Annotated in this window: 22 protein-coding genes; 15 read left to right on the forward strand and 7 right to left on the reverse strand. The window is 55.4% G+C overall.

Features of this window, described 5'->3' with window-relative positions:
• Positions 1-7: 7 nt before the first annotated feature.
• The gene (locus AEQ63_RS04485; protein ID WP_064361932.1) at positions 8-346 is read left to right on the forward strand and encodes a DUF6572 domain-containing protein; all 339 of its coding nucleotides are present in this window, start codon (positions 8-10) and stop codon (positions 344-346) included.
• Between the two features lie 61 nt (positions 347-407).
• On the opposite strand, the gene AEQ63_RS04490 is transcribed toward AEQ63_RS04485, so the two are convergent.
• Positions 408-1,082, reverse strand: coding sequence for a hypothetical protein (locus AEQ63_RS04490; RefSeq protein WP_064361933.1), 675 nt, complete (start codon positions 1,080-1,082; stop codon positions 408-410).
• A 255-nt stretch (positions 1,083-1,337) separates the two neighbouring features.
• Here AEQ63_RS04490 and AEQ63_RS04495 point away from each other — a divergent pair, with 255 nt between their 5' ends.
• The 3 genes from AEQ63_RS04495 to AEQ63_RS04505 all read left to right on the forward strand — a co-directional run bounded on the left by AEQ63_RS04495 (position 1,338) and on the right by AEQ63_RS04505 (position 3,542).
• Positions 1,338-2,429: a hypothetical protein gene (locus AEQ63_RS04495; protein ID WP_236705233.1), complete on the forward strand. Its 1,092-nt coding sequence runs from the start codon at positions 1,338-1,340 to the stop codon at positions 2,427-2,429.
• A gap of 117 nt (positions 2,430-2,546) precedes the next feature.
• Entirely contained in the window at positions 2,547-2,933 is a 387-nt protein-coding gene (locus AEQ63_RS28845; RefSeq protein ID WP_064361935.1) for a phage tail sheath C-terminal domain-containing protein, read from the forward strand.
• 84 nt (positions 2,934-3,017) lie between these two features.
• Positions 3,018-3,542 carry a phage major tail tube protein gene (locus AEQ63_RS04505; protein WP_064361936.1) on the forward strand — a complete coding sequence of 175 codons (525 nt, stop codon included), beginning with the start codon at positions 3,018-3,020 and terminating at the stop codon, positions 3,540-3,542.
• Positions 3,543-3,610: 68 nt separating this feature from the next.
• Here AEQ63_RS04505 and AEQ63_RS04510 read toward each other — a convergent pair whose 3' ends face one another.
• Together AEQ63_RS04510 and AEQ63_RS28915 are read right to left on the reverse strand one after the other, a co-directional pair.
• The gene (locus tag AEQ63_RS04510; RefSeq protein ID WP_064361937.1) at positions 3,611-4,477 is read right to left on the reverse strand and encodes a hypothetical protein; all 867 of its coding nucleotides are present in this window, start codon (positions 4,475-4,477) and stop codon (positions 3,611-3,613) included.
• 35 nt (positions 4,478-4,512) lie between these two features.
• A complete protein-coding gene (locus tag AEQ63_RS28915; RefSeq protein ID WP_236705234.1) occupies positions 4,513-4,860 on the reverse strand; it encodes an abortive infection family protein in 348 nt (115 codons plus the stop codon).
• 563 nt (positions 4,861-5,423) lie between these two features.
• On the opposite strand from AEQ63_RS28915, the gene AEQ63_RS27690 reads away from it, so the two are divergent.
• Positions 5,424-6,728: a hypothetical protein gene (locus AEQ63_RS27690; protein ID WP_152972323.1), complete on the forward strand. Its 1,305-nt coding sequence runs from the start codon at positions 5,424-5,426 to the stop codon at positions 6,726-6,728.
• A 144-nt stretch (positions 6,729-6,872) separates the two neighbouring features.
• Here the strand turns inward: AEQ63_RS27690 and AEQ63_RS04515 are convergent, their stop codons facing one another.
• Positions 6,873-7,784 carry a hypothetical protein gene (locus AEQ63_RS04515; protein WP_064361938.1) on the reverse strand — a complete coding sequence of 304 codons (912 nt, stop codon included), beginning with the start codon at positions 7,782-7,784 and terminating at the stop codon, positions 6,873-6,875.
• Between the two features lie 1,143 nt (positions 7,785-8,927).
• Between AEQ63_RS04515 and AEQ63_RS04520 the strand changes: the two genes are divergently transcribed.
• The 6 genes from AEQ63_RS04520 to AEQ63_RS04540 all read left to right on the forward strand — a co-directional run bounded on the left by AEQ63_RS04520 (position 8,928) and on the right by AEQ63_RS04540 (position 12,726).
• Positions 8,928-9,293 (forward strand): DUF6124 family protein, encoded by a 366-nt coding sequence (locus AEQ63_RS04520; RefSeq protein ID WP_064361939.1) that lies wholly within the window; start codon positions 8,928-8,930, stop codon positions 9,291-9,293.
• Positions 9,294-9,406: 113 nt separating this feature from the next.
• Positions 9,407-9,766, forward strand: a complete 360-nt coding sequence (locus AEQ63_RS04525; protein WP_042609627.1) for a DUF6124 family protein — start codon at positions 9,407-9,409, stop codon at positions 9,764-9,766.
• A 301-nt stretch (positions 9,767-10,067) separates the two neighbouring features.
• Entirely contained in the window at positions 10,068-11,270 is a 1,203-nt protein-coding gene (locus tag AEQ63_RS04530) for an NAD(P)/FAD-dependent oxidoreductase (protein ID WP_064361940.1), read from the forward strand.
• Positions 11,271-11,310: 40 nt separating this feature from the next.
• Positions 11,311-12,243: an MBL fold metallo-hydrolase gene (locus tag AEQ63_RS04535; RefSeq protein ID WP_064361941.1), complete on the forward strand. Its 933-nt coding sequence runs from the start codon at positions 11,311-11,313 to the stop codon at positions 12,241-12,243.
• Between the two features lie 53 nt (positions 12,244-12,296).
• The gene (locus AEQ63_RS28590; RefSeq protein ID WP_161806063.1) at positions 12,297-12,461 is read left to right on the forward strand and encodes a hypothetical protein; all 165 of its coding nucleotides are present in this window, start codon (positions 12,297-12,299) and stop codon (positions 12,459-12,461) included.
• A gap of 16 nt (positions 12,462-12,477) precedes the next feature.
• Complete coding sequence (locus tag AEQ63_RS04540; protein WP_064361942.1) at positions 12,478-12,726, forward strand: DUF6555 family protein; 249 nt, start codon at positions 12,478-12,480, stop codon at positions 12,724-12,726.
• 145 nt (positions 12,727-12,871) lie between these two features.
• Here AEQ63_RS04540 and AEQ63_RS04545 read toward each other — a convergent pair whose 3' ends face one another.
• On the reverse strand, positions 12,872-13,381 hold the full coding sequence (locus AEQ63_RS04545) for a nucleoside deaminase (RefSeq protein WP_064361943.1): 510 nt from the start codon (positions 13,379-13,381) through the stop codon (positions 12,872-12,874).
• 33 nt (positions 13,382-13,414) lie between these two features.
• Positions 13,415-14,755: a nucleobase:cation symporter-2 family protein gene (locus tag AEQ63_RS04550; protein WP_064361944.1), complete on the reverse strand. Its 1,341-nt coding sequence runs from the start codon at positions 14,753-14,755 to the stop codon at positions 13,415-13,417.
• Positions 14,756-14,956: 201 nt separating this feature from the next.
• On the opposite strand from AEQ63_RS04550, the gene AEQ63_RS04555 reads away from it, so the two are divergent.
• Positions 14,957-15,871 carry a LysR family transcriptional regulator gene (locus AEQ63_RS04555; RefSeq protein WP_064361945.1) on the forward strand — a complete coding sequence of 305 codons (915 nt, stop codon included), beginning with the start codon at positions 14,957-14,959 and terminating at the stop codon, positions 15,869-15,871.
• A 123-nt stretch (positions 15,872-15,994) separates the two neighbouring features.
• Here AEQ63_RS04555 and AEQ63_RS04560 read toward each other — a convergent pair whose 3' ends face one another.
• Positions 15,995-16,450: a winged helix-turn-helix transcriptional regulator gene (locus AEQ63_RS04560; protein WP_064361946.1), complete on the reverse strand. Its 456-nt coding sequence runs from the start codon at positions 16,448-16,450 to the stop codon at positions 15,995-15,997.
• Between the two features lie 145 nt (positions 16,451-16,595).
• On the opposite strand from AEQ63_RS04560, the gene AEQ63_RS04565 reads away from it, so the two are divergent.
• From AEQ63_RS04565 to AEQ63_RS04575, 3 genes are all read left to right on the forward strand, one after another.
• Complete coding sequence (locus tag AEQ63_RS04565; RefSeq protein ID WP_042609618.1) at positions 16,596-17,852, forward strand: MFS transporter; 1,257 nt, start codon at positions 16,596-16,598, stop codon at positions 17,850-17,852.
• Positions 17,853-17,949: 97 nt separating this feature from the next.
• Positions 17,950-18,258, forward strand: coding sequence for a 2Fe-2S iron-sulfur cluster-binding protein (locus AEQ63_RS04570; protein ID WP_042609617.1), 309 nt, complete (start codon positions 17,950-17,952; stop codon positions 18,256-18,258).
• Positions 18,259-18,320: 62 nt separating this feature from the next.
• Positions 18,321-19,073 (forward strand): hypothetical protein, encoded by a 753-nt coding sequence (locus AEQ63_RS04575; RefSeq protein ID WP_042609616.1) that lies wholly within the window; start codon positions 18,321-18,323, stop codon positions 19,071-19,073.
• The last annotated feature ends 15 nt before the right edge of the window (positions 19,074-19,088 follow it).

Consider the following 19,088-nt stretch of genomic DNA (forward strand, 5'->3'; position numbering starts at 1 on the left):
AACTGAAATGTCCGTAACAGACGCCAAAATCATCGACATGTGGGGCATTCCGAAGTGGGATCCCAATAAGATCATCTTGGGTATCGCTGATCATCTTGAATGGGGTGACAAAGCCGAACAAGGTGAACACCTGCTAACACTTCAAGAGAAGATAAACACCTACATTGCCTTCATCGAAAGCGGTGAGATCTACACCGAGATCCCCGGTGCCCTCGGTAAATCACCCGTTATCCGAGTGCACGGCAAGTACGAATTGCCAGAGCAAGGCGAAATATTCGTTGATCGCGTTGCCGAGACGCTGAAGGAAGTGGGCATAGGATTCGAATTCGTACTCAAGCAAGATTAATAAAGCGCTCATGACAATCTACCTTGCTAACGCGAAGCCGCATCAAAAGGAGTTTGGACCATCAGCTCAACCGCTTGCTTTTATCCAAAACAGGGATAAAGAGCTCATCGACCTGCTTCGTGATGCGCTGAACGATAGGTGCCAGTTCCTGTGCGAGCGACCTGATAGAGTCAGCGGTATCGCCCATCCCCAGTTGGCCGGCCATAAAGTCCACGCTATGACTAAACACCTCGTCGTGTGCTTCATCAGAGAGCGTTTCTCCAGCTTCGTGAGCACGCTCTGCTTGGCTAAGTAACCGTGCTCGAGCATGTTGAAGCGCTTGCTCATAATCGCGGTTGTTCATCTCAATCGCAGCGACCAATCCCTTTGCGCGCATGTAAAAGTGAACTACATCCTTTGCAAGCTCCCGCGGCAAAAGGTTCAGCGCTGGCGGCCCGGAGTCATAGATAGGGAATGGATTCGAGCCGATTGGCAAAATGTTTAAAAATGGGCTGCCCTCAGATTGCGCTAACAAGTCATCGCCGCATTCTTCATCGAACAGTTCCCATGAACCGACAATCTCGAGGCGCAGTAGCATTAACGTCGTGATCATTCTTTCCCTGTCCGCGGCTTCCTCCTTTTTCAACGCCAATCCATGGGCTCTGGTCGTCCCGCGTAACGTAAATAGTCCACCAATCAATGCACCTACAAGACCTGTCGCCAAACTGATGTAAGCATCTGTGCTTCCTAAATCCATACCAATCAAGCTCCTATATTTTCTCAAGGGGGCGATCCTATTAGCTCGACCTCCGAGGATTGAACATCAGTCCTCACGTAGGTTGGCGCGGATCCATGATGCGAGCTCTAAACGTTTTATAAATCCTGCTAGAGCACTGCTTATAGATAGGTCACCGTGCATGGCCATGCTCTCCCTCGACATCCATCTCCCGAGGTCGCGTAAATCAGTTCCTGCGGCAACAACATCAAGATTCGCTGCGCAAAGCCGACACAGATGAATGAACTCGCTGGCGCAACAAAAAACGATGAACAATTACGGCTTGGCAATCGAGCGTCTGGCCTACAAGGAGCGTTACCAATGCTGGATCTTATCTATATCGTCGAAGACCGTCTTACACCAGGCCCCTCCACGATAGATGACAACGGCTATACGCCAAATTTCGTGATTGCAGGCCAAGACGCATCAACTGCTATCGCCAAATCTACGGTACCTGGAGTCGCAATGACTGCGGCTGCAACGGCAGCTTCGCTCTTCATTCCTTTTCTTCCGTTTGCTGTTGTCGCTGGCGCTGCGGTTGCCGCCAGCGCTGCGGGAGTTGGTGCGACATTCGCTGCGAAGGACCGCAGCCCCGCCTCCGACGAACCCAACTCTGCGGCCCCGGTTGTTGCAGAAGAGGCGCGATTATTAACGGCCTATCTACAACACCACTCCTTGTCGCCCCGCCAAGCGAAAGAAGCAGGTTACCGGTTCCAACCAGGCCATCCAGTCGTTGGCAAGGCCTACCGCCGGCATCCACTGTCCGAGCATTCAACGCCAGATAACGGCAACCTCTACATCCCAAGCGATAGCTATGATGCAATCCTTTTGGAAGAGCGCGAGTCGGAACTGATCAAGCTATTGGTTCATCTCGGCGCGACCAAAATCAGCATCACCAAGAAAGCCTCCGATAAAACCCGCAGCACCGTTACCGCAGAGGCGTCGATGCAAGTAGGCCCAATGGGCGGGGGCGACGTCAGTTACACAGGCAAAACTGAGCGCGACGCAGATACGCTGGACACTCGTGAATTCGTGCTATCCGGAAAGCCTTGGAACACAGACAGCAAAGTCGACCGCAAAAATTTCTACTGGCTTTCCTACGAGCCTTCTTGGAAAGCGGTCGTATTCGCCCGCGAAGTCGGCGGCTGCCTGACAGCGTCACTCGAGATCAAAGAGAATACTTCCTTCTCTTCCGATAAAGACTTCGAGCTGTCTGTAAGGGCGAAAATGGTAGAAGTTGGCGCCCAAGCTGGAATCTCCAACCTCGGGACCGAAGAGAAAACATATTTCGTCAGAGCAGAGTTCGCACCTGTGAACTACACCATCTGACCAACAGGGATAACTTGAAATCGTAGCCATAGCTGGATGGGTTGACCTCGATAGAGGCGCTCCTACCCATTCAGCTTTCACATAGCGCGACCAATACGCACAACTACCTAAACCCGATTGAAAGCCTCATCAAAACCACCACCCCAAACTGCGCCCAACCTGCTCAACGAAAACGGCATCACCACCGTCTCCAACGCCTTCGGCACCGGCCTGCGCCTGTGGGGCAATCGCACCGCCGCATGGCCCAGCGTCACCCACCTGCGCAACTTCGAAAACGTACGCCGCACCAAAGACGTCGTCGACGAATCCATCCGCTACAGCGCGCTGCAATTTGTTGACCAGCCGATCACCACCGCGCTGATCACCAGCGTCACCGAAAGCGTCAACCTGTTCCTGCGCAAACTCATCGGCGACGGCGCCTTGCTCGGCGGCGAATGCTGGTACGACCCGGCGCGCAACCTCAGCACCCAACTGGCGCAGGGGCACGCACTGTTCAACTACTAACTCAGCGTGCCGCCACCGTTCGAACGCGGCACCTTCGAAACCGAAATCACCGGCGACTACCTCGTCAACCTGGGGGCTCTATAAATGGCAGGCTTTAGCGCACACCGCATCTCCAACGCCAACCTCTACCTGGACGGCGCCAGCTTCTTCGGCAAGTGCGAAGAGATCGATCTGGGCACGATCAAAACCGTCATGAGTGACTTCCGGGGATTGGGCATGGTCGGGTTGATCGAACTGCCCGATGGCATCGACAAGCTGGAAGGCAAGATCACCTGGAACAGCCTCTACATCGAAGCAGCGAGGAAGCTTGTCACCCCATTCAAGAGCGTGCAGTTGCAGTGCCGCTCGAACGTGCAGGTGTTCAATAACGGCGGGCTGGTGAATGAGGTGCCGTTGGTGACGACCATGACGATCACGGGTAAGGAGTACCAGTTGGGCACGCATAAACCACGGGACCCGACGAAGTATGAAACGCCATTTTCTGCGACGTACGTGCGGCAGATGATCAATGGTGAAGAGGTGGTGTTGCTGGATTATTTGGCGAATATTTATCGGGTGGGTGGGGAGGATCAGTTGGGACGATATAACAGGAATTTGGGGATTTCGTAGTAACCCAATAGCTTCGCTAATGTAACGAAGCTAGAACTGGGGTGAATTTTTGGGTGCAAAATTCCACGCTACTTGTGGAATGGCGCTGGATCAAGAATGTATTCATCAACTCCACCATGGCTTCCTTGGTGATATAATGGCAGCGGTTTGCTGGATGGAATAACTCCAAATTCCAATTGCGCAGACTTCATTCTAGGAATGAACGGGGAAAAAAACAGAACGCGATCGACGAACAACGTTAACTCGCCATTTATCAACGCAGGCGTTTCTCTTGCAATCTGAGTAAATTTTTCTGGCACACTGAAAGCAAGAGAGTAGGAACTCAAAAAATCATGCTCGACGTATTGTTCCTTGTTGAAGGATTCACTAACCGACAAACCTCTGCGAAGAAAAATATCGCTGTCGCTGATTAGATCGTGATTAGGATGGTTTTGCTTCCACGCTTCGATATGCCGGACTATCATATAATTATTAACGGTTAAAATCGCGGAAAGCTCTTCAACGCTGATCAATGGCTCTACATCGACAGTATCAGCAGGTGGGGCAAACTCCGCACAATAGTCATCTGATGATATGAGATATTCATGAATGGAGCGTTTTAGTCTAAGGCAGCGTCCGCTATTGCGCTTTCCCTTACCATCAATCCACTCAGTACGAAGTACGTCGCAAAAATCATTGAACGCTCCAATAGGCACACTTTCTAAAACGTCACTAGTAAATTCTGCGCGAAACGCATCTTGATTGTCGAAAAAATAGCGCAGGAAATCCAATTCAAGCTCACTCGCATCCACCAATTTAAATGCTTCGCTATTTGCACTTCGAACAATCGAAGCGTCCTTATCATGAGCTGCATCTAAAAAGCGCTCCATGAATGCTTCTGAAAGAGCATATTGCGGAAGGCAAGACGTATCCGCCGCGTTTTTTTTAATTGCCATAGGTTCTCCCAAATATTTTTATATACGGTTCGCGATTATGACTTAACGCCGGATTTAGCTTCCCATGTATCGAGTAGATACAGAGAAAGTGCACCGGCAAGATTCACGGCCAGTTCCGCGTGTCGCGGCGCGGGTTTAATAGCGGATTTGCCGGTGCCGTGAGAATCGCTAAGACGATTTCGCAGCGCACCGAGGCCTTCAACGACCGCAGTGCAACCACCTAATATTTGCTTGAAGACTGGCTCAGTGTGCTGAGACGGTGCGAGATTCAATAATTCCGCCGTTTGGCGATAAAGTTTATTTAAATCTGGACTGTCTGAAAATTCAGATCCGGCAGCCTCAAGGATGTGTTTGCAGACCGATTCCAATAAAGTCCTGGCCATTGTTATTGCTCCCTCGGGATCAGTTGCTCGTCGATCCAAAGACTTAGTCCAAGCAACTCGCACATGCTCAGAATCGAACCTGACTATAGCGCCAGTAATAGCTTGATCGGCCGGCGATAGGTCATTTTTTCTGCATAATCTAATAAAGGTCGAAATTCGTCCCAAATGTAGGTTCGACGCTCCGCATACGTCCCGTACTTGCCCTTAATGAATTGCCAAAATTGACTCAGACTTCTACAGGTTCGGACAAAACGTGGAAGGAGCGCAGCGAGTGTAGGGTCAGCCATGATCAGTTGTCGTAGCCTGAGATAAGCGACGTCATCCTCGTTACCACCAGTGGCCTGAGATACCAAAATTCCTTGGAGTGCTTCTGCTTCTTCGGATAGTGGATGCATCGTTCAACCTATACAGTTTATCGATTAGCTCGCTGGGTGGTCGGAAAGTGATCCCGCTGCTGGGCTGCCCTAGAGTTAGGATTTACTTGCTCGGCTCATCGTGTCAATGTGCCACATCTGGACGATAACATCTATTTTGTTCGGCACCAAAAGACAAGGAATAAGCTTTTGAAAAAAAACACGCTGCGTGCATCCATCAAACAGATCCCTGTTGGGCAGGGTGGGTTCCTAATCGGAACGATTACGAATGAATATTCTGAAGTGTTTACTTACGCGTTCGATTGCGGGTCAGTGAATCGCGAGCATTTTGAACAGGGCTTGACTTTTTGTTCTCCGGGAAAGATCGATATATTGTTCATTTCTCACTTAGATGCAGACCATATCAACGGTATCGACGCACTCGCTGCACATACGCAGATCGACACTGTCATTCTACCGTGTTTGGATGCATTGCATATGACGATGATCGCTTGCGAAGCGGTCGGTGATGCTGGCGTCCGGATGTCAGTGCAGTCATTCCTAGCAGATTCCTCGGCTTGGTTAGCTGATCGCGGCGTTAAACGAATATTTCATGTGCAACGAGGTGATAGCGAAGCTGAGACTCAACCATTCGTTCCGGATCAAGACCAGTCAAACGGAAACGAGATCGTACAAGATGGAGGTGATGATAATGAAAGACGCCCTTATACTATTATTAGCGAAAGAGTTGGTGAGGCGAAAACAATAAGATCGGGGACTGTCATTATAAATACAATCGGTGAGCACTCATCGATTTTAGTCGGCAACGCAAAACGAAAGACAGGTTGGTTCTTGCTTCCTTATGTTCACCCTTTTCCAAGCGAAGATGTAGCGTTATTTCGTAAGGCTGCAGGAAGAGTGTTCTCATCGAACTTCGCCAGTCGCGACATGGCATCAAAAGTGTTTGCGAGGAAGCTTCTTGAACTGCTGCGTGACGAGTCGACACGTGACACTCTTAAATCTTGCTATGCGCTTTTATCCAAGGACAACAACAAGCCCTCATTAAGCTTGTACTCCGGCCCCAATCCGGCTCTATCTGGAACAAGGCATATTTCACGTACTGATGAACGCCATTGGCCTTTTCTGCACTCTCCACATTTTAGACTTCCACCTCTAGGCGCTTCATACCCTAACAAAGGCGCAGCTTGGCTCTGTACCGGAGACGCGAATCTGAAAAAACTCAGAACAAGGACACCATGGTTAACGAGATTTCATTATTTACTTGACGAAGTCGAGGTTTTTACTTTGCCTCATCATGGAAGCAATACAAGCATACATAACGATGTCATCACAAGGATGAAAGGCTCTGTAATGATCGCCTGCGCCGCCACTGGACGTGATAAGCATCCACATCTAAGCCTGCTCGGTAGGCTACAGACGTTTGAGCAATGTGTCTGGCAAGTTTCAGAGCATTCTGAAAGTGCATACACGCTCAACGTAACACTTAATTTCTAAAGCGGTCCAGCCGTTCGCCATCCATAACCGTGCCGAGAGCGAAGTATGGCTTGCTCGGTACGGTACCTTACGTGCGCCGGCAGCTAACCGAACTCTAATATGCATCAGCCAAAAAGCTCGCGGCGCTGAATTTTGGATATGGCACTATTTGTTAATATCTTTTTCTACAATAATGTGATCATTAGGTATGTCTAGTTGACGCCTTAGCTTGGCATCCATGAAAGCAATAACAGTCGTACTGCCGAAACCTTTAAATTGGACGATTACATCAGAATATGCTTTAAAACCGTCCGGCGCTTTTATTTCCTTCGCTATGGAAGCGTCAGGCATGAGGGCATTGTAGGGCGATTTAATATAAACCGTAGCATGTTCAATACGGACCTGAGCCATGCGCATTGCACCGTCCATGAGTTGCCCTGAAACACCACCCATCAACAGAGGTGTCACCATCACTAATGAAAGGCAAATAAGGTAAGCGTTTTTGGCCTTCCCTGCGTCGCCTGAACGACGTAATGCATCCTTTTCCGGGGTCTCAATTACCGTATTCAGAAAGCGCTCATGGCTCCGGTACTTAGCGCCTGCATCCTTCACCACAGAATAGAAGAAATACAATACAACGGAGAGTAGCGGTAGATTCCAGTAAGCCACGTTATCGTGGCGGCCCAATCCCCAAATCAATAGAGCGGCCAGTAATGCAAAAGGGATTGCTCCCCAATGGAATGCGGCCAACTCGTATGGCATGTTTTTTTTAGAGCCTGTTTTTCTTTTTACAAAACTATAAATAAAATTGAAAACAGGACGTATCACTATCGCGAAGCATACTCCCAAGGAAACCAAGCAACCTACAAACATCGCGTACACAACACCAAAGCAACTCGCTGCTAGAAGAAATAAAAGCCCATCGCCAAGGGTTAAGCCTTGGGGGAAGTGACCAACGCGCAGTGCGTAAATTATTACGCACGCACTGCCTAGGCCAATACTGAATTTAAGCGCAACGCCGGCAAGCTTCAGAAGGCTTTCGGCAGTAGACTCAAGGGAGGAAATAACTGTTTTCATTGATCACATCTATGCGAGGTAGAGACAGGATTTTTTCAAAGCTCAGAAAAGTATCGACTTGATCTTTGATTTCGTGAGTTTTAGGCAACCCAGCGCAGCTGGGAAGGACCGTAGCCTTGATGCTCTGCGGTTCGTTGTGAGCTTAAATGGAGAGCTAGGTCCCCATTTGGCAAAGGCACCACAACAATTTTGCTCATTAATTTTTTTGCAACAACGCAAGATTGGGTGTGATACGAGTGAGCAGGGCTACAGACCCTATCCACATTGCCTACAGTTAATGGCGAATCCCCCTGCAGCGCATCTGTCAGCTCAGCGGTATCGTATGTCCTGTCACCGCCCATGTGACCAGGCAGGGCAACCTGTGGCGTCAAGATTCGACCTCCTGATTGAACAGGTTGTCCCTGACTGACCTTTATGGCGATTGCTGGCCGATGTGAAGGCCTTCGGATTGAGCAGATCCGAGGCTTGATCGTTGGTTTGCAGTTGCCTCTTTTCGGTCACTTCCGTGTTTGGTGGCTGTGCGCAGGGCGCTTTCGGGCGCGCCGGTCTCCCTAATTCCTGCCGGCCTACTAACCTGCGCGCAGCTGCCGCCTTTCATAATCGGTCATCAAACGGCCAACTCATCAAGGCCCCCCCGCGGGCATTCAGCTCCCGTTTTCTTGGCCGAACGGCGAACTTTTTTGCTCATCCCCTGCGTTCATACGCGCCCGCAACAACGCGACTCGACAGCCGCAAGATCTGGAATCTGCTACATCCCAAAGAGATGAGATGAGTCAGGGGCGTGCAGGGCATAAACACGACTTGGCAATCACGTTTAAATTACACCGACTGTTACTCCAAAAAGCCTACAACGCCTTGCGCCGCTGCCTACGGGTACTTCAGAATCCGCCGGCTTGTGCGTCTAGGCTGCGGGTCCTATCGTTTGTCGGTCACTGAAATAGGTGATCGGGTTTGGTAGCCCGCAGTGTTAGATATACAGGTCTGCCGTCGAGATTTCTGTCTCGGATTTGCGGTGGCCATGTATAGGGCGTCCTAGGGCGCGCCGGATCCTAACACCCGGTCTACCAACCTGTGCATGGCCGCCACCCTTCGTTTGGTAGCGAAAGGGTGAAGCCTCCCTTAAATGTGTTAGGAGCTTCATCAATGTTCAAAGTAACGCCAAACCCGCCAGAAGCCGATTCAATCCCGTACGACCCCGCTCTGGAACCCCAGCGAATAAAAGATGCGGCCGCTCGTGCCATCAACTTTTACCTCGACCCTCAGACGCTCAAAACCACCATTCCCAAGCGCCAGCCGGGCAAGATCTTTCTCATCGATCCCACGGTGGACGAGGAAACGCTGCTCGTCGAAGCCTGTGAATCGCTGGCCGCCGCCAACGACATGGCCCGCGAAATCAGTGGGGTGATCGACCACCCACAGCGTCGATCGCTGCTGATGTTGCAGCAGGTGATCATGTTGAGTGAGCTGATCGTCAATCGCGTGCTCGACAGCCGACGCGTGTCGAACTAGCCGGCAACCCAGGCAGAAGGGGGCACGCTCCCTCTGCCAGCGGACGCGCCACAGCCGTGGCGCGGCATTCTCATACTCAGACGCTCAAGCGGCGCTCATCGGAGTTTCAGCTGATGTCACAGACACCGTCCCATCCGCCGGTCACCGACCCGGTTTCGCCTTACGAATCCTTTAATTCAAAAAAACTGCACGACGCCGCAGAGCGCGCGCTCGATCATTACCTCGCGCCGGCCAAGGTTAATGCCGCGCCCTACAGTCCAAACACCCTGTTTATGGTCAACCCGGAATCCGACACCGAATCCCTGCTGGTCAATGCCTGCGAATCCCTGGCCTCGGCCACGGTGATGCTCGGTGATTTCGCCGGAATGCTGGAGGGCTCACGGCGCAATACCCTGTTGGGCATCGCGCAGGTGGTCATGCTGGGGGAATTGGCCGTGAATAAAGCGTTGGATAACGTAGTGCCCACCGACTGAACAACCCATCGGCCGTGCAGGCGTGCTGGCACCCTGCGCGGCGATGTTCGTTTCGAACAACACCTGGCCCGATATTCCCACGTTAACCCCATACCTTCGTATACCCCCCTCCCACCCATGCGTACCCCACGTACACCGATGGACAACTGCGCCCGCAGCCTCCGCGCCCTAGCATGGCTTTCGACAGCGAACGATTGAGCGCCAGGCAGTACGGCAAGCAGGTGCGGCGGCCAGTGATCGTCACGCGCGAGTCCGGATCGGGCTCGGGTGTCATCCATCCATCAGCGTCAGGGAGCACATTATGAAACAGCAATTATTGGTGATCGGTGCGGGGTTCGGCGGGCTGTGGAGTGCGTTGAGCGCCGCGCGTTTGCTGGACATGCATGACCGTCAGGACGTGGAGATCACACTGCTCGCCCCGCAAGCTGAACTGCGCATTCGTCCGCGCTTTTATGAGCCGGACGTGCACAGCATGTACGCGCCGCTGGACGCGTTGTTCGATGCGGTGGGCGTGCGTTTCGTCAAAGGCACTGCTGAAAGCATCGATGCTGCGGCGCGCCGCGTCGGTTATCGCGACGAGGCCGGGCGTCCGGGTGAACTGGCTTACGATCGGCTGATTCTCGCCAGCGGCAGCCAGCTTGCCCGGCCTCCGGTCCCCGGCCTCAAGGAGCATGCGTTCGACGTCGATCAGATCGAATCCTCGGCGCGTCTGGAACGCCATCTCATCGCGCTCGCCAACCAACCGACCAGCGTTGGGCGCAACACCGTGGTGGTCGCCGGTGGCGGTTTCACCGGGATTGAAACTGCGACGGAAATGCCGGCCCGTCTTCGCGCAATTCTCGGAGAGGATCAAGACCTGCGCGTGGTCATTGTTGATCGCAGCAAGGACATCGCCGCGACCATGGGCGACGGCATTCGTCCATCGATCATCGAAGCGTCAAACGAACTGGGTATCGAATGGATCGTCGACGCCAGCGTTGCCGCCGTGGATGCCAATGGCGTCACCCTCGCCGATGGCCGCCACATCGAAAGCCACACCGTCATCTGGACCGTGGGTTTCCGCGCCAGCCCGCTCACTGAACAGCTCGACGCCGAACGCGATACTCAGGGCCGCCTGCATGTCGACGGCAATCTCAAAGTACAAGGCATCGATCATGTATTTGCCGCCGGTGATGTCGCTCGCGCCGCCACTGATGACCTCGGCAACTACGCGGCAATGTCCTGCCAGCACGCGATCAGCCTCGGTCGCTACGCCGGCAACAACGCCGCCGCCGATCTGCTCGGCGTCGCTCCGACAATGTATCGCCAGCCGAAGTATGTGACTTGCCTGGATCTCGGTGCCTGGGGCGCGGTGTACACCGAGGGTTGGGATCGTCAGCTGAAGCTGGTCAAGGCCGAAGCCAAAGAGCTGAAGACGCAGATCAACACCGTGTGGATCTACCCGCCGGCCGCCGATCGTCGCACCGCCCTCGCGGCCGCCGACCCGTTGATCCCGGTAGCCTGATTTCGCCCTCCGCTTTTGCCCTGAGAACAAGGAGAACACCATGACCCTGCATCTGGATTCCTTCACCGCCAATCGCGGCGTGACCCTGCCAACCCCCAGCGAAGAACTGGTGCCGTCGCGCTACGCCCTGCGCCTGGGCGACATCGATGTGATGGTGATCAGCGACGGCGTTTTGCCGCTGCCGACCCAGACCATGTCGACCAACGCCGATCCCGCCGACCGTGCCGCCTGGTTCAAGGACATGTACCTGGGCCCCGATGCCTTCGACTGGGCGCTCAACGTGCTGGTGGTGCGCAGCGGCGAGCAAGTCATCCTCGTCGACGCTGGACTCGGTGGCCAATTCCCCGGTTTCCCGCGCGCCGGGCAGTTCCCCAAGCGCCTGGCCGCTGCCGGTGTCGACCTCGCCGACATCACCGACATCGTCATCACCCACATGCACATGGACCACATCGGCGGCCTGCTGGTCGACTCGGTGAAAAGCCGTTTGCGCGACGACGTGCGCATCCACGTCACCGCCGCCGAAGTGAATTTCTGGACCACGCCGGATTTCACTTACACCGACATGCCAGCGCCGGTGCCAGACGTCCTGCGCAGCACCGCCAACGCGTTCATCGATCACTATGAAAGCAAGCTGCGGATCTTCGACGACGAATGTCAGGTGGCATCCGGCGTGGTCGCCAGACTCACCGGCGGGCATACGCCAGGACACTGCGTGGTCTACGTCGACTCTGGCGGCGAGCGCCTGACCTTTGCCGGCGATGCGCTGTTCCCGGTCGCGTTCGATCATCCTGATTGGCACAACGGTTTCGAACACGACCCGGCCAAATCGGTGGAGGTGCGCGTACGCCTGCTCAAGGAAGCCGCCGCCAGCGGCGAGCTGTTCGTCGCCACCCATCTGGCCTTCCCTTCGGTGGGTCGGGTCGCCGTCAACGGCGAGGCTTTCCGCTGGATTCCGGCGATCTGGGACTACTGATTGCGCGCTTGAAAAGCCTTCGCCCGGCAATTGTCGGGCGAAGCTGTTGGGGGGTGATCTGGTTCGTTCGCGTCGGCGCTTATACGCTGATCATGCCGCAGGTTCGCCTGTACCTGATGAACCTCGAAGAACCGCGTTCCAGAGCGCTGCGTGTCGCTGATCATCTGGCCAGAAAATCCTTTGAATTTTTTTTGTCGGACAAAATCATTTACGTATGAGCGTAAGGAGGAACTCATGCGTAGCACCGATATTTTCGTCATCGAATACAAACTGCACGACCAGCCAAAATCATTCGTCATCCGCGCCAAGAGTATGCGCAACGCCGACGCATGGCATTGGGCGAGCTGTGACGCCGGTATTGCGCCGATTCCAAAACCGGGCAAACCACCGTTGAAGGTCGTCTCCAAACCCCAAGCCGAGCGCTATGGGATTACTGAGGTGAAGTGGCGCGAGACGGCAGCGCTGGACTGGACGGAGGCTTAGACAAACCGAATTGTTCAACTGATTTTGTCGAATTGGCCGGAAAGCAAAAAGGTTCTGACCGCGTGAAACTGCTCGTTCCCACGCCCTGCTTTCGCTGTGACGCAGAGCCTCAGGGGAGCGTGGGAACGATCAAGTCAGCCCAGGTTTACGACCAGAACCCTTTATGCGGCTCAGCCGCCTCCGCCTCCAGCATCGGCCCGAAAACACTGACCGTGCGTTGCCCTCTGGCAAAGACTTCACGACACGGCAGCGAGAACGTCGGGTTCTCCGGATGATCGCCGGTCAATCCGAGCAATGCATGCTCCGACAACGCATACACCACCCGCCCTACCCCGGTCCAATACACCGCGCCGGCACACATGCAGCAAGGCTCGGCGCTGGTGTACAGCGTGCAGGCCTCCAGCTCCGTGGGTGACAACAGCTTCGCCGCCGCAGCCACCGCGACCAGTTCGGCGTGCTGGGTGGGATCACCTTCCGGCGGCATCGAATTGTTGCCCGCCTCGGCGATGACCTTGCCGTCGCGGTCCGCCACCAGCGCTGCAAACGGATGCCGGCCACGCTGCTTCGACGCTTGCGACAGAGCGATGGTCTGGCGCAGCAATGCAAGGTCCAGTTCGCTGACGGCGGCCGGAACAGGCTGAGTGAATTGATTCATGGGTAACTCCTGGGCAGTGAGAAAAGACAAAGGTCAGTCGGCCAGTTCGGCCGCCGATGCGCCGACGGCGTCGGTCGATGTTTTTTGTTTGTTGAGCAGTAGATTGAGCAGGATGGCGGTGATCGCGCCGAGGAAAATCCCGCTGTCGAGCACCAGTTTCAGCGTTGGGCCGACGTGTTCGAACAGCGCCGGAAAGGACATCGGCAGGACGCCGACGCTGACCGACACCGCAACAATAATGGCGTTGCGTGTGCCTTCGAACTGCACCCGTGACAGCACCTGAATGCCCGCTACCGTGGTCATGCCGAACATGACGACCGCGCAGCCCCCCAGCACCGGCGTCGGCACTGCTGCAATCAGCGCGCCGAGCTTGGGAAACAAGCCCATCAACACCATGATCGCGCCAGCAGCGGCGACGACGAAGCGGCTCTTGATGCTGGAAAGCGCAATCAGGCCGGTGTTTTGCGTGAAGGCGTTGTACGGAAAACTGTTGAACAGGCCGCCGAGCATGGTCGACAGCCCGTCGGCGCGGAAAGCATTGCCGAGGGTCTGCTGGGTAGTCGGTTTGCCAACCAGTTTGCCAATGGCCAGGCAGTTGCCGGTGGTCTCGGCCATGATCACCAGCATCGCCAGGGTCATGATCAGAATTGGCATCAGAGAGAATTCCGGCGCACCGAACGCCATCGGTGCGCTGAACTCGAACCACGCTGCTTCGCTGACCCGACTGAAGTGCGTCATGCCGCAGGCGGCAGCGATCAGGCTGCCGACCAACAAGCCGATGAGCACGCTGAGATTGCCGATGAAACCGCTGAATCTGGCGTAGATCACCAGCGTCACACTGACCGTGGCCAGGCCCAGCAGCAGGTTGGCCGGACGGCCGAAGTCGGGCGAATCGGGATTGCCACCACCGAGCCAGATCGCCGCCGCCGGCATCAGTGAAATGCCGATGATGGTGATCAGGCTGCCAATCACCACGGGCGGAAAGAATCGCAGCAAGCGGCTGAATACCGGCGCCAGCGCAATGGTGAGAAAACCGGCAGCAATCACCGCACCAAAGATCTGGCTGAGACCGAACTCCTTGCCGATCATGATCATCGGCGCCAAGGCAATGAACGAGCAGCCCTGAATCAATGGCAAACGCGCGCCAAATTTCCAGAAGCCAAGGGTCTGAATCAGCGTCGCCACACCCGACGTCAACAAGTTGGCATTGATCAGTAAAACCACTTGGGCCGATGTCAGCCCCATCGCACTGCCGAGAATCAGCGGCACCGCCACCGCTCCGGCATACATCACCAGAACATGCTGCAGGCCGAAGGTGAACAGCTGCCGCAGCGGCAGCACTTCGTCCACCGGGTGAACGCGTTGTGTAGTCATGGCACAAGCTCCTGAGGGGGCAGCGTGGGTGGTAACCGTTGGCGCTCAGGGGCAGATGCACAGAGAGGATCAGCCCCGGCGTTTGAAGACGCGAGGTCATCCTTGAATGTTTCTAGCGATGAAACAAATTGGCAACCATCGCTTTTTTCGATGGCTAACACGGGGCACAATCGCCCTTACCTTCAACCCGGAGTACACCGCGTGCGCTTCTCACTCGATCAATTGCTGATGTTCGTCCAGGTAGTGAAAAGCGGCTCGTTCTCCGCCGCCGGGCGCAAGCTGGGCAAGACCCAGTCGACCATCAGCGCGGCGATTGCCAACCTGGAAACCGATCTCGGCGTCGAGCTGTTCGACCGCAGCAATCGCAGCCCCGCCCTCACCGCCAGCGGCCATAAATTGCTGGTGCAGGCAGAGGCGGTACTGGAGCGCTGCATGACCTTCGAGGCCCACGCCGATTGCCTCTCGGACAACGTCGAACCGAGCCTGACCCTGGCGATTGAAACGCCGTACGGCCCGATCATGCCGGTGCTGCAAGCGTTCGAGCAGGCCTTTCCGTTTGTCGATCTGATCATTCGTCACCCAGTGCACGGCGATGTCAGCGAACTGGTCAGCAGTGGCGAAGCGGTGCTGGGCGTGGCGTTTTCGCAGCCGGGCTATCCCAAGGAACTGGCGTTCCAGCAACTGGGCAAGCTGATCATGCTGCACGTCTGCCACCCCGAGCATCCGCTGGCACAGCTGGACAATGTCACATTCGACGATTTGCACGTGCACCGGCGCCTGGCGTTCAGTGCGCATGCCAGCAAACTGCCAAGCAGCGAGTACCTGCGGGCGACGCAGCTGTGGCAAGCGGAAAGTTATCTGGCCCTGCTGGAAATGGTCCGCGCCGGCCTCGGCTGGGCGACCCTGCCGCGCCAACTGATCCAGCGCGAATTGGGCAACGGCGAACTGGTCGAACTGCAGCTGTCTGCATATCCCCACACCGACTGGCAGATCGGCGTCGATCTGGTGTGGGCACGCCAACGGCCGCTGGGCACGGCCGAGCGCTGGCTGAAAGAAAAGCTGCAGGCCAACAAAGTGTATGAGCGTGATCGCAATGGGCAGATCACCACGCTGTGATGATCTGGCGAGCAGCTGTCTTTCGATCAGCAAGTGCGGGCGAATGACTTCAACCGCCATGCCGGTTGATCAGCGCCCCACGCTGGCTCGGGTATGTTCAAGCAGGCTCTGCCCGATCGGTCGTCAGCTTTCCCGCGTGACCACCCGGCGATGGCAATCGGCGGGGGTCAGTACCTTGCCCGCTCGGGAGCGCACGACGATGGTCTCGACAGGTGCCGACTCTTCGTTATCCAGCAACACCGAATAACTCTCGCCCTTGCGGAACAGGTAGCGCTCGCCCCACTGGCGCATGCTGATAACGATAGGAAACACCGCGCGTCCCATCTCGGTCAGGACGTATTCCTTGTAAGCGCTGCCGTCGGACGCGGGCTGTATTTCGAATACACCCAGTTCGACCAGCATCTTGAGTTTGACCGTCAGGATGTTCTTGGCCAGGCCAAGGCGCTTCTGAAACTCACTGAAGCGACGAACATCATCAAACGCGTCACGAATGATCATCAGAACCCAGCGATCGCCGATTGCCTCGAGTGTACGGGCCACGGGGCATTCGCTCTGTGCCAGTAGTTGCTGTCTGGCCATGTCTCTCCAGGGCTGCAAGTCTGATGAATAGAATGATCTAACGTCAGACGAAAATGTTTTTGAAATGTGGTTGTATTTAACAACCTGATTTGCTAAAAATCAACGCATCGGTTTCTATTCGAAACCACAATCCAAGGATGGAATGATGCCGTACAAGCCTCATGCCCCGGTAAAAATGGACGTCGAGGGCGACAAAGCGGCCGGTGGCTACACCCGGACGTCTCCAGGTACAGCGCCTTCGACTTTAAGCCGCTACCAGACTTTTCTCTTTGCAATTACCTGCGCCATGGCGGTAGCAAACGTCTACTTCGCCCAGCCTTTGCTGGAGTCCATGGCGGCCAGCCTTTCTGTATCACCCGGCACGATCGGCATTGTCGTCACCGCCACTCAGGCCGGTTATGCGGTCGGTTTGCTGTTCATCGTGCCCCTCGGCGACCTGCTGAATCGCAAGAAACTTATCCTTACACAAATGTTGCTTTCAGCCGTGGCGCTGTGCGCTGTTGGCCTTGCTCAGGATTGGGGCATGCTGCTCGGCGCGATGGTCCTGGTCGGATTGATGGCCGTCGTCGTGCAAGTGGTGGTCGCCTACGCTGCTACTTTGGCCAGCCCCGAACAACGCGGCGAAGCCGTCGGCACCGTCACCAGTGGTGTCGTGCTGGGTATCCTGCTGGCTCGCTTCGTTTCCGGAGCCGTTGCCGATCTGGCGGGCTGGCGCGGCGTTTACTTCGTCTCGGCAGCATTGATGGTGGCGATGGCCCTGGTGCTGTTTCGAACCATGCCCGCCTCGGCCAAGCCGCCTGCGCAAGGCAGCTACTGGAAACTGCTGGGGTCGGTGTTCGAGCTGTATCTGACTGAGCGCACACTGCGTGTCAGAGGCACTTTCGCGCTGCTGATCTTCGCCGCTTTCAGCGTGTTGTGGACGTCGATGGTCTTGCCGCTGAGCGCTCCGCCCCTGTCGCTTTCGCACACGCAGATCGGGCTGTTCGGCCTGGCCGGCGTAGCGGGAGCACTGGCGGCGGCCCGGGCGGGACGCCTGGCGGATCAAGGACTGGGTAATCGCACCACGGGCGTAGCGCTGGCGCTGTTGACGCTGTCCTGGTTGCCCACCGCGTTCGTCGAAAGCTCGCTGCTGGCGATGGTCGTCGGGGTCGTCCTGCTGGATTTCGCCGTGCAGGCGGTGCATGTGACCAACCAGAGTCTGATCTTTGCCGCACGACCCGATGCCCAAAGCCGCCTCGTCGGTGCCTACATGTGTTTCTACTCGGTGGGCAGCGGCCTGGGTGCGATCGCGGCTACTTATACCTACGCGCACTTCGGCTGGGTTGCCGTGTGCCTATTGGGCGCAGGCATCAGCGTCGTCGCCCTGCTCTATTGGTTATATCTTCAACTGACCAGCAGATAACTTACCGCCAGACAAACTAACTGCTCGAGTGCGTAGTGATACGCAGCGTGCAACTGTGTGCCTGCCACACAAACTTTAATAAGGAATCGAGGTAAGTATGGCGTTGCACACACTCACCATTACTTCGCAAAAGTCTGACTCTGCGCATGAGTTCCAACTACCGAGCAACTCTGCGATTACCGATATCGAATGGGAAGCCGGCGGCAAGAATCTGATCCCGCTGGGCTGCCGTGTAGGTGCCTGCGGCGCTTGCCTGATCAAGGTTGAATCAGGTCTCGAGGCCTTGAATCCTCGGGATGACGATGAACAAGCGTTTATCGAAGTACTGGGTTACACCGGCGAAGAATATCGCCTGGCCTGCCAGTGTTTGATAAGAGGTGAATTGGCCATTGAAGTTATTGGCTGATAGTTGCAATTGAATCCACTGATAAACAACGCGTTAAAACAAACCCAAAAAAGAGGCTTGATATGCTGAACCGTGTAAAGAATGTTGGCTATGGTGACCGCACTCCTTTTCTCAACGCTGCCGCTTCGCTGAATCTGCGTGGAGAAATCGATCGGATAATCGACGCTCAAGTAGAGCAGTGGTACGAAACCGTACCTCAGGCCGCGCACCTGGAAGGCAAAGACGTCAACAGTGCCTATTACAAGCGTCACCTGATCGAAACCGCATGGCGCATCCGCCTGCTGCGCGTAGCGGAAGCCAAAGCACTGGTCGAAGTGGCCAAGGTCAGTCCGGAAGCGGCACAGATCTGGGCGCATTACGAGCAGGAAGAAATGCTCCACGACGATCTGTTCATTCAGGATCTGGAGCGTGTCGGCGTCAGCCGCGAAGAGTTCCTCGCCACCGAACCGTACCTGTCCACCAAACTGCTGACCGGCTTCTTCTCCTACCTGCTGGACCACGAAGGCCCGCTGGGCGTCATCGCCTACTCCTATCTGGTCGAGTACGTGAACGTGAAGCTTGAGCCGCGCAAACTAGAAGCGCTGAAGACTTCGGTTGGCGAGACCAAAATTGTCGGGCAGATCTCCCACTCTCACACTGACATCAACGATGACCATCCGGGTGAAGTCTGGGCGGCCCTGCGTTTCCTGATCAAGGGTGAGCAGGACATCAGCGCGCTGAAACGCTACCTGGCCGAGCATCAGAAAATTCTCGCCATGTATTTCAGCGAGCTGTACATCGACACCCTGGCCAAGCCGCAAGACAAGGCTGCTTAAGCCATGGAGCAGGCA

Source organism: Pseudomonas sp. RIT-PI-o (assembly GCF_001297215.1).
GTDB lineage: Bacteria > Pseudomonadota > Gammaproteobacteria > Pseudomonadales > Pseudomonadaceae > Aquipseudomonas > Aquipseudomonas moraviensis_A.

Bases quoted from the DNA above. Each gene is read 5' to 3' on its own strand.
- AEQ63_RS04565 (WP_042609618.1), top strand. From the start codon at position 16,596: ATGCCGTACAAGCCTCATGCCCCGGTAAAAATGGACGTCGAGGGCGAC.
- AEQ63_RS04535 (WP_064361941.1), top strand. From the start codon at position 11,311: ATGACCCTGCATCTGGATTCCTTCACCGCCAATCGCGGCGTGACCCTG.
- AEQ63_RS04520 (WP_064361939.1), top strand. From the start codon at position 8,928: ATGTTCAAAGTAACGCCAAACCCGCCAGAAGCCGATTCAATCCCGTAC.
- AEQ63_RS04525 (WP_042609627.1), top strand. From the start codon at position 9,407: ATGTCACAGACACCGTCCCATCCGCCGGTCACCGACCCGGTTTCGCCT.
- AEQ63_RS04495 (WP_236705233.1), top strand. From the start codon at position 1,338: ATGAATGAACTCGCTGGCGCAACAAAAAACGATGAACAATTACGGCTT.
- AEQ63_RS04515 (WP_064361938.1), bottom strand. From the start codon at position 7,784: ATGAAAACAGTTATTTCCTCCCTTGAGTCTACTGCCGAAAGCCTTCTG.
- AEQ63_RS04510 (WP_064361937.1), bottom strand. From the start codon at position 4,477: ATGGCAATTAAAAAAAACGCGGCGGATACGTCTTGCCTTCCGCAATAT.
- AEQ63_RS04490 (WP_064361933.1), bottom strand. From the start codon at position 1,082: ATGGATTTAGGAAGCACAGATGCTTACATCAGTTTGGCGACAGGTCTT.
- AEQ63_RS28915 (WP_236705234.1), bottom strand. From the start codon at position 4,860: ATGGCCAGGACTTTATTGGAATCGGTCTGCAAACACATCCTTGAGGCT.
- AEQ63_RS04560 (WP_064361946.1), bottom strand. From the start codon at position 16,450: ATGGCCAGACAGCAACTACTGGCACAGAGCGAATGCCCCGTGGCCCGT.
- AEQ63_RS04575 (WP_042609616.1), top strand. From the start codon at position 18,321: ATGCTGAACCGTGTAAAGAATGTTGGCTATGGTGACCGCACTCCTTTT.
- AEQ63_RS04540 (WP_064361942.1), top strand. From the start codon at position 12,478: ATGCGTAGCACCGATATTTTCGTCATCGAATACAAACTGCACGACCAG.
- AEQ63_RS04485 (WP_064361932.1), top strand. From the start codon at position 8: ATGTCCGTAACAGACGCCAAAATCATCGACATGTGGGGCATTCCGAAG.
- AEQ63_RS04530 (WP_064361940.1), top strand. From the start codon at position 10,068: ATGAAACAGCAATTATTGGTGATCGGTGCGGGGTTCGGCGGGCTGTGG.
- AEQ63_RS04550 (WP_064361944.1), bottom strand. From the start codon at position 14,755: ATGACTACACAACGCGTTCACCCGGTGGACGAAGTGCTGCCGCTGCGG.
- AEQ63_RS04505 (WP_064361936.1), top strand. From the start codon at position 3,018: ATGGCAGGCTTTAGCGCACACCGCATCTCCAACGCCAACCTCTACCTG.
- AEQ63_RS04545 (WP_064361943.1), bottom strand. From the start codon at position 13,381: ATGAATCAATTCACTCAGCCTGTTCCGGCCGCCGTCAGCGAACTGGAC.
- AEQ63_RS04570 (WP_042609617.1), top strand. From the start codon at position 17,950: ATGGCGTTGCACACACTCACCATTACTTCGCAAAAGTCTGACTCTGCG.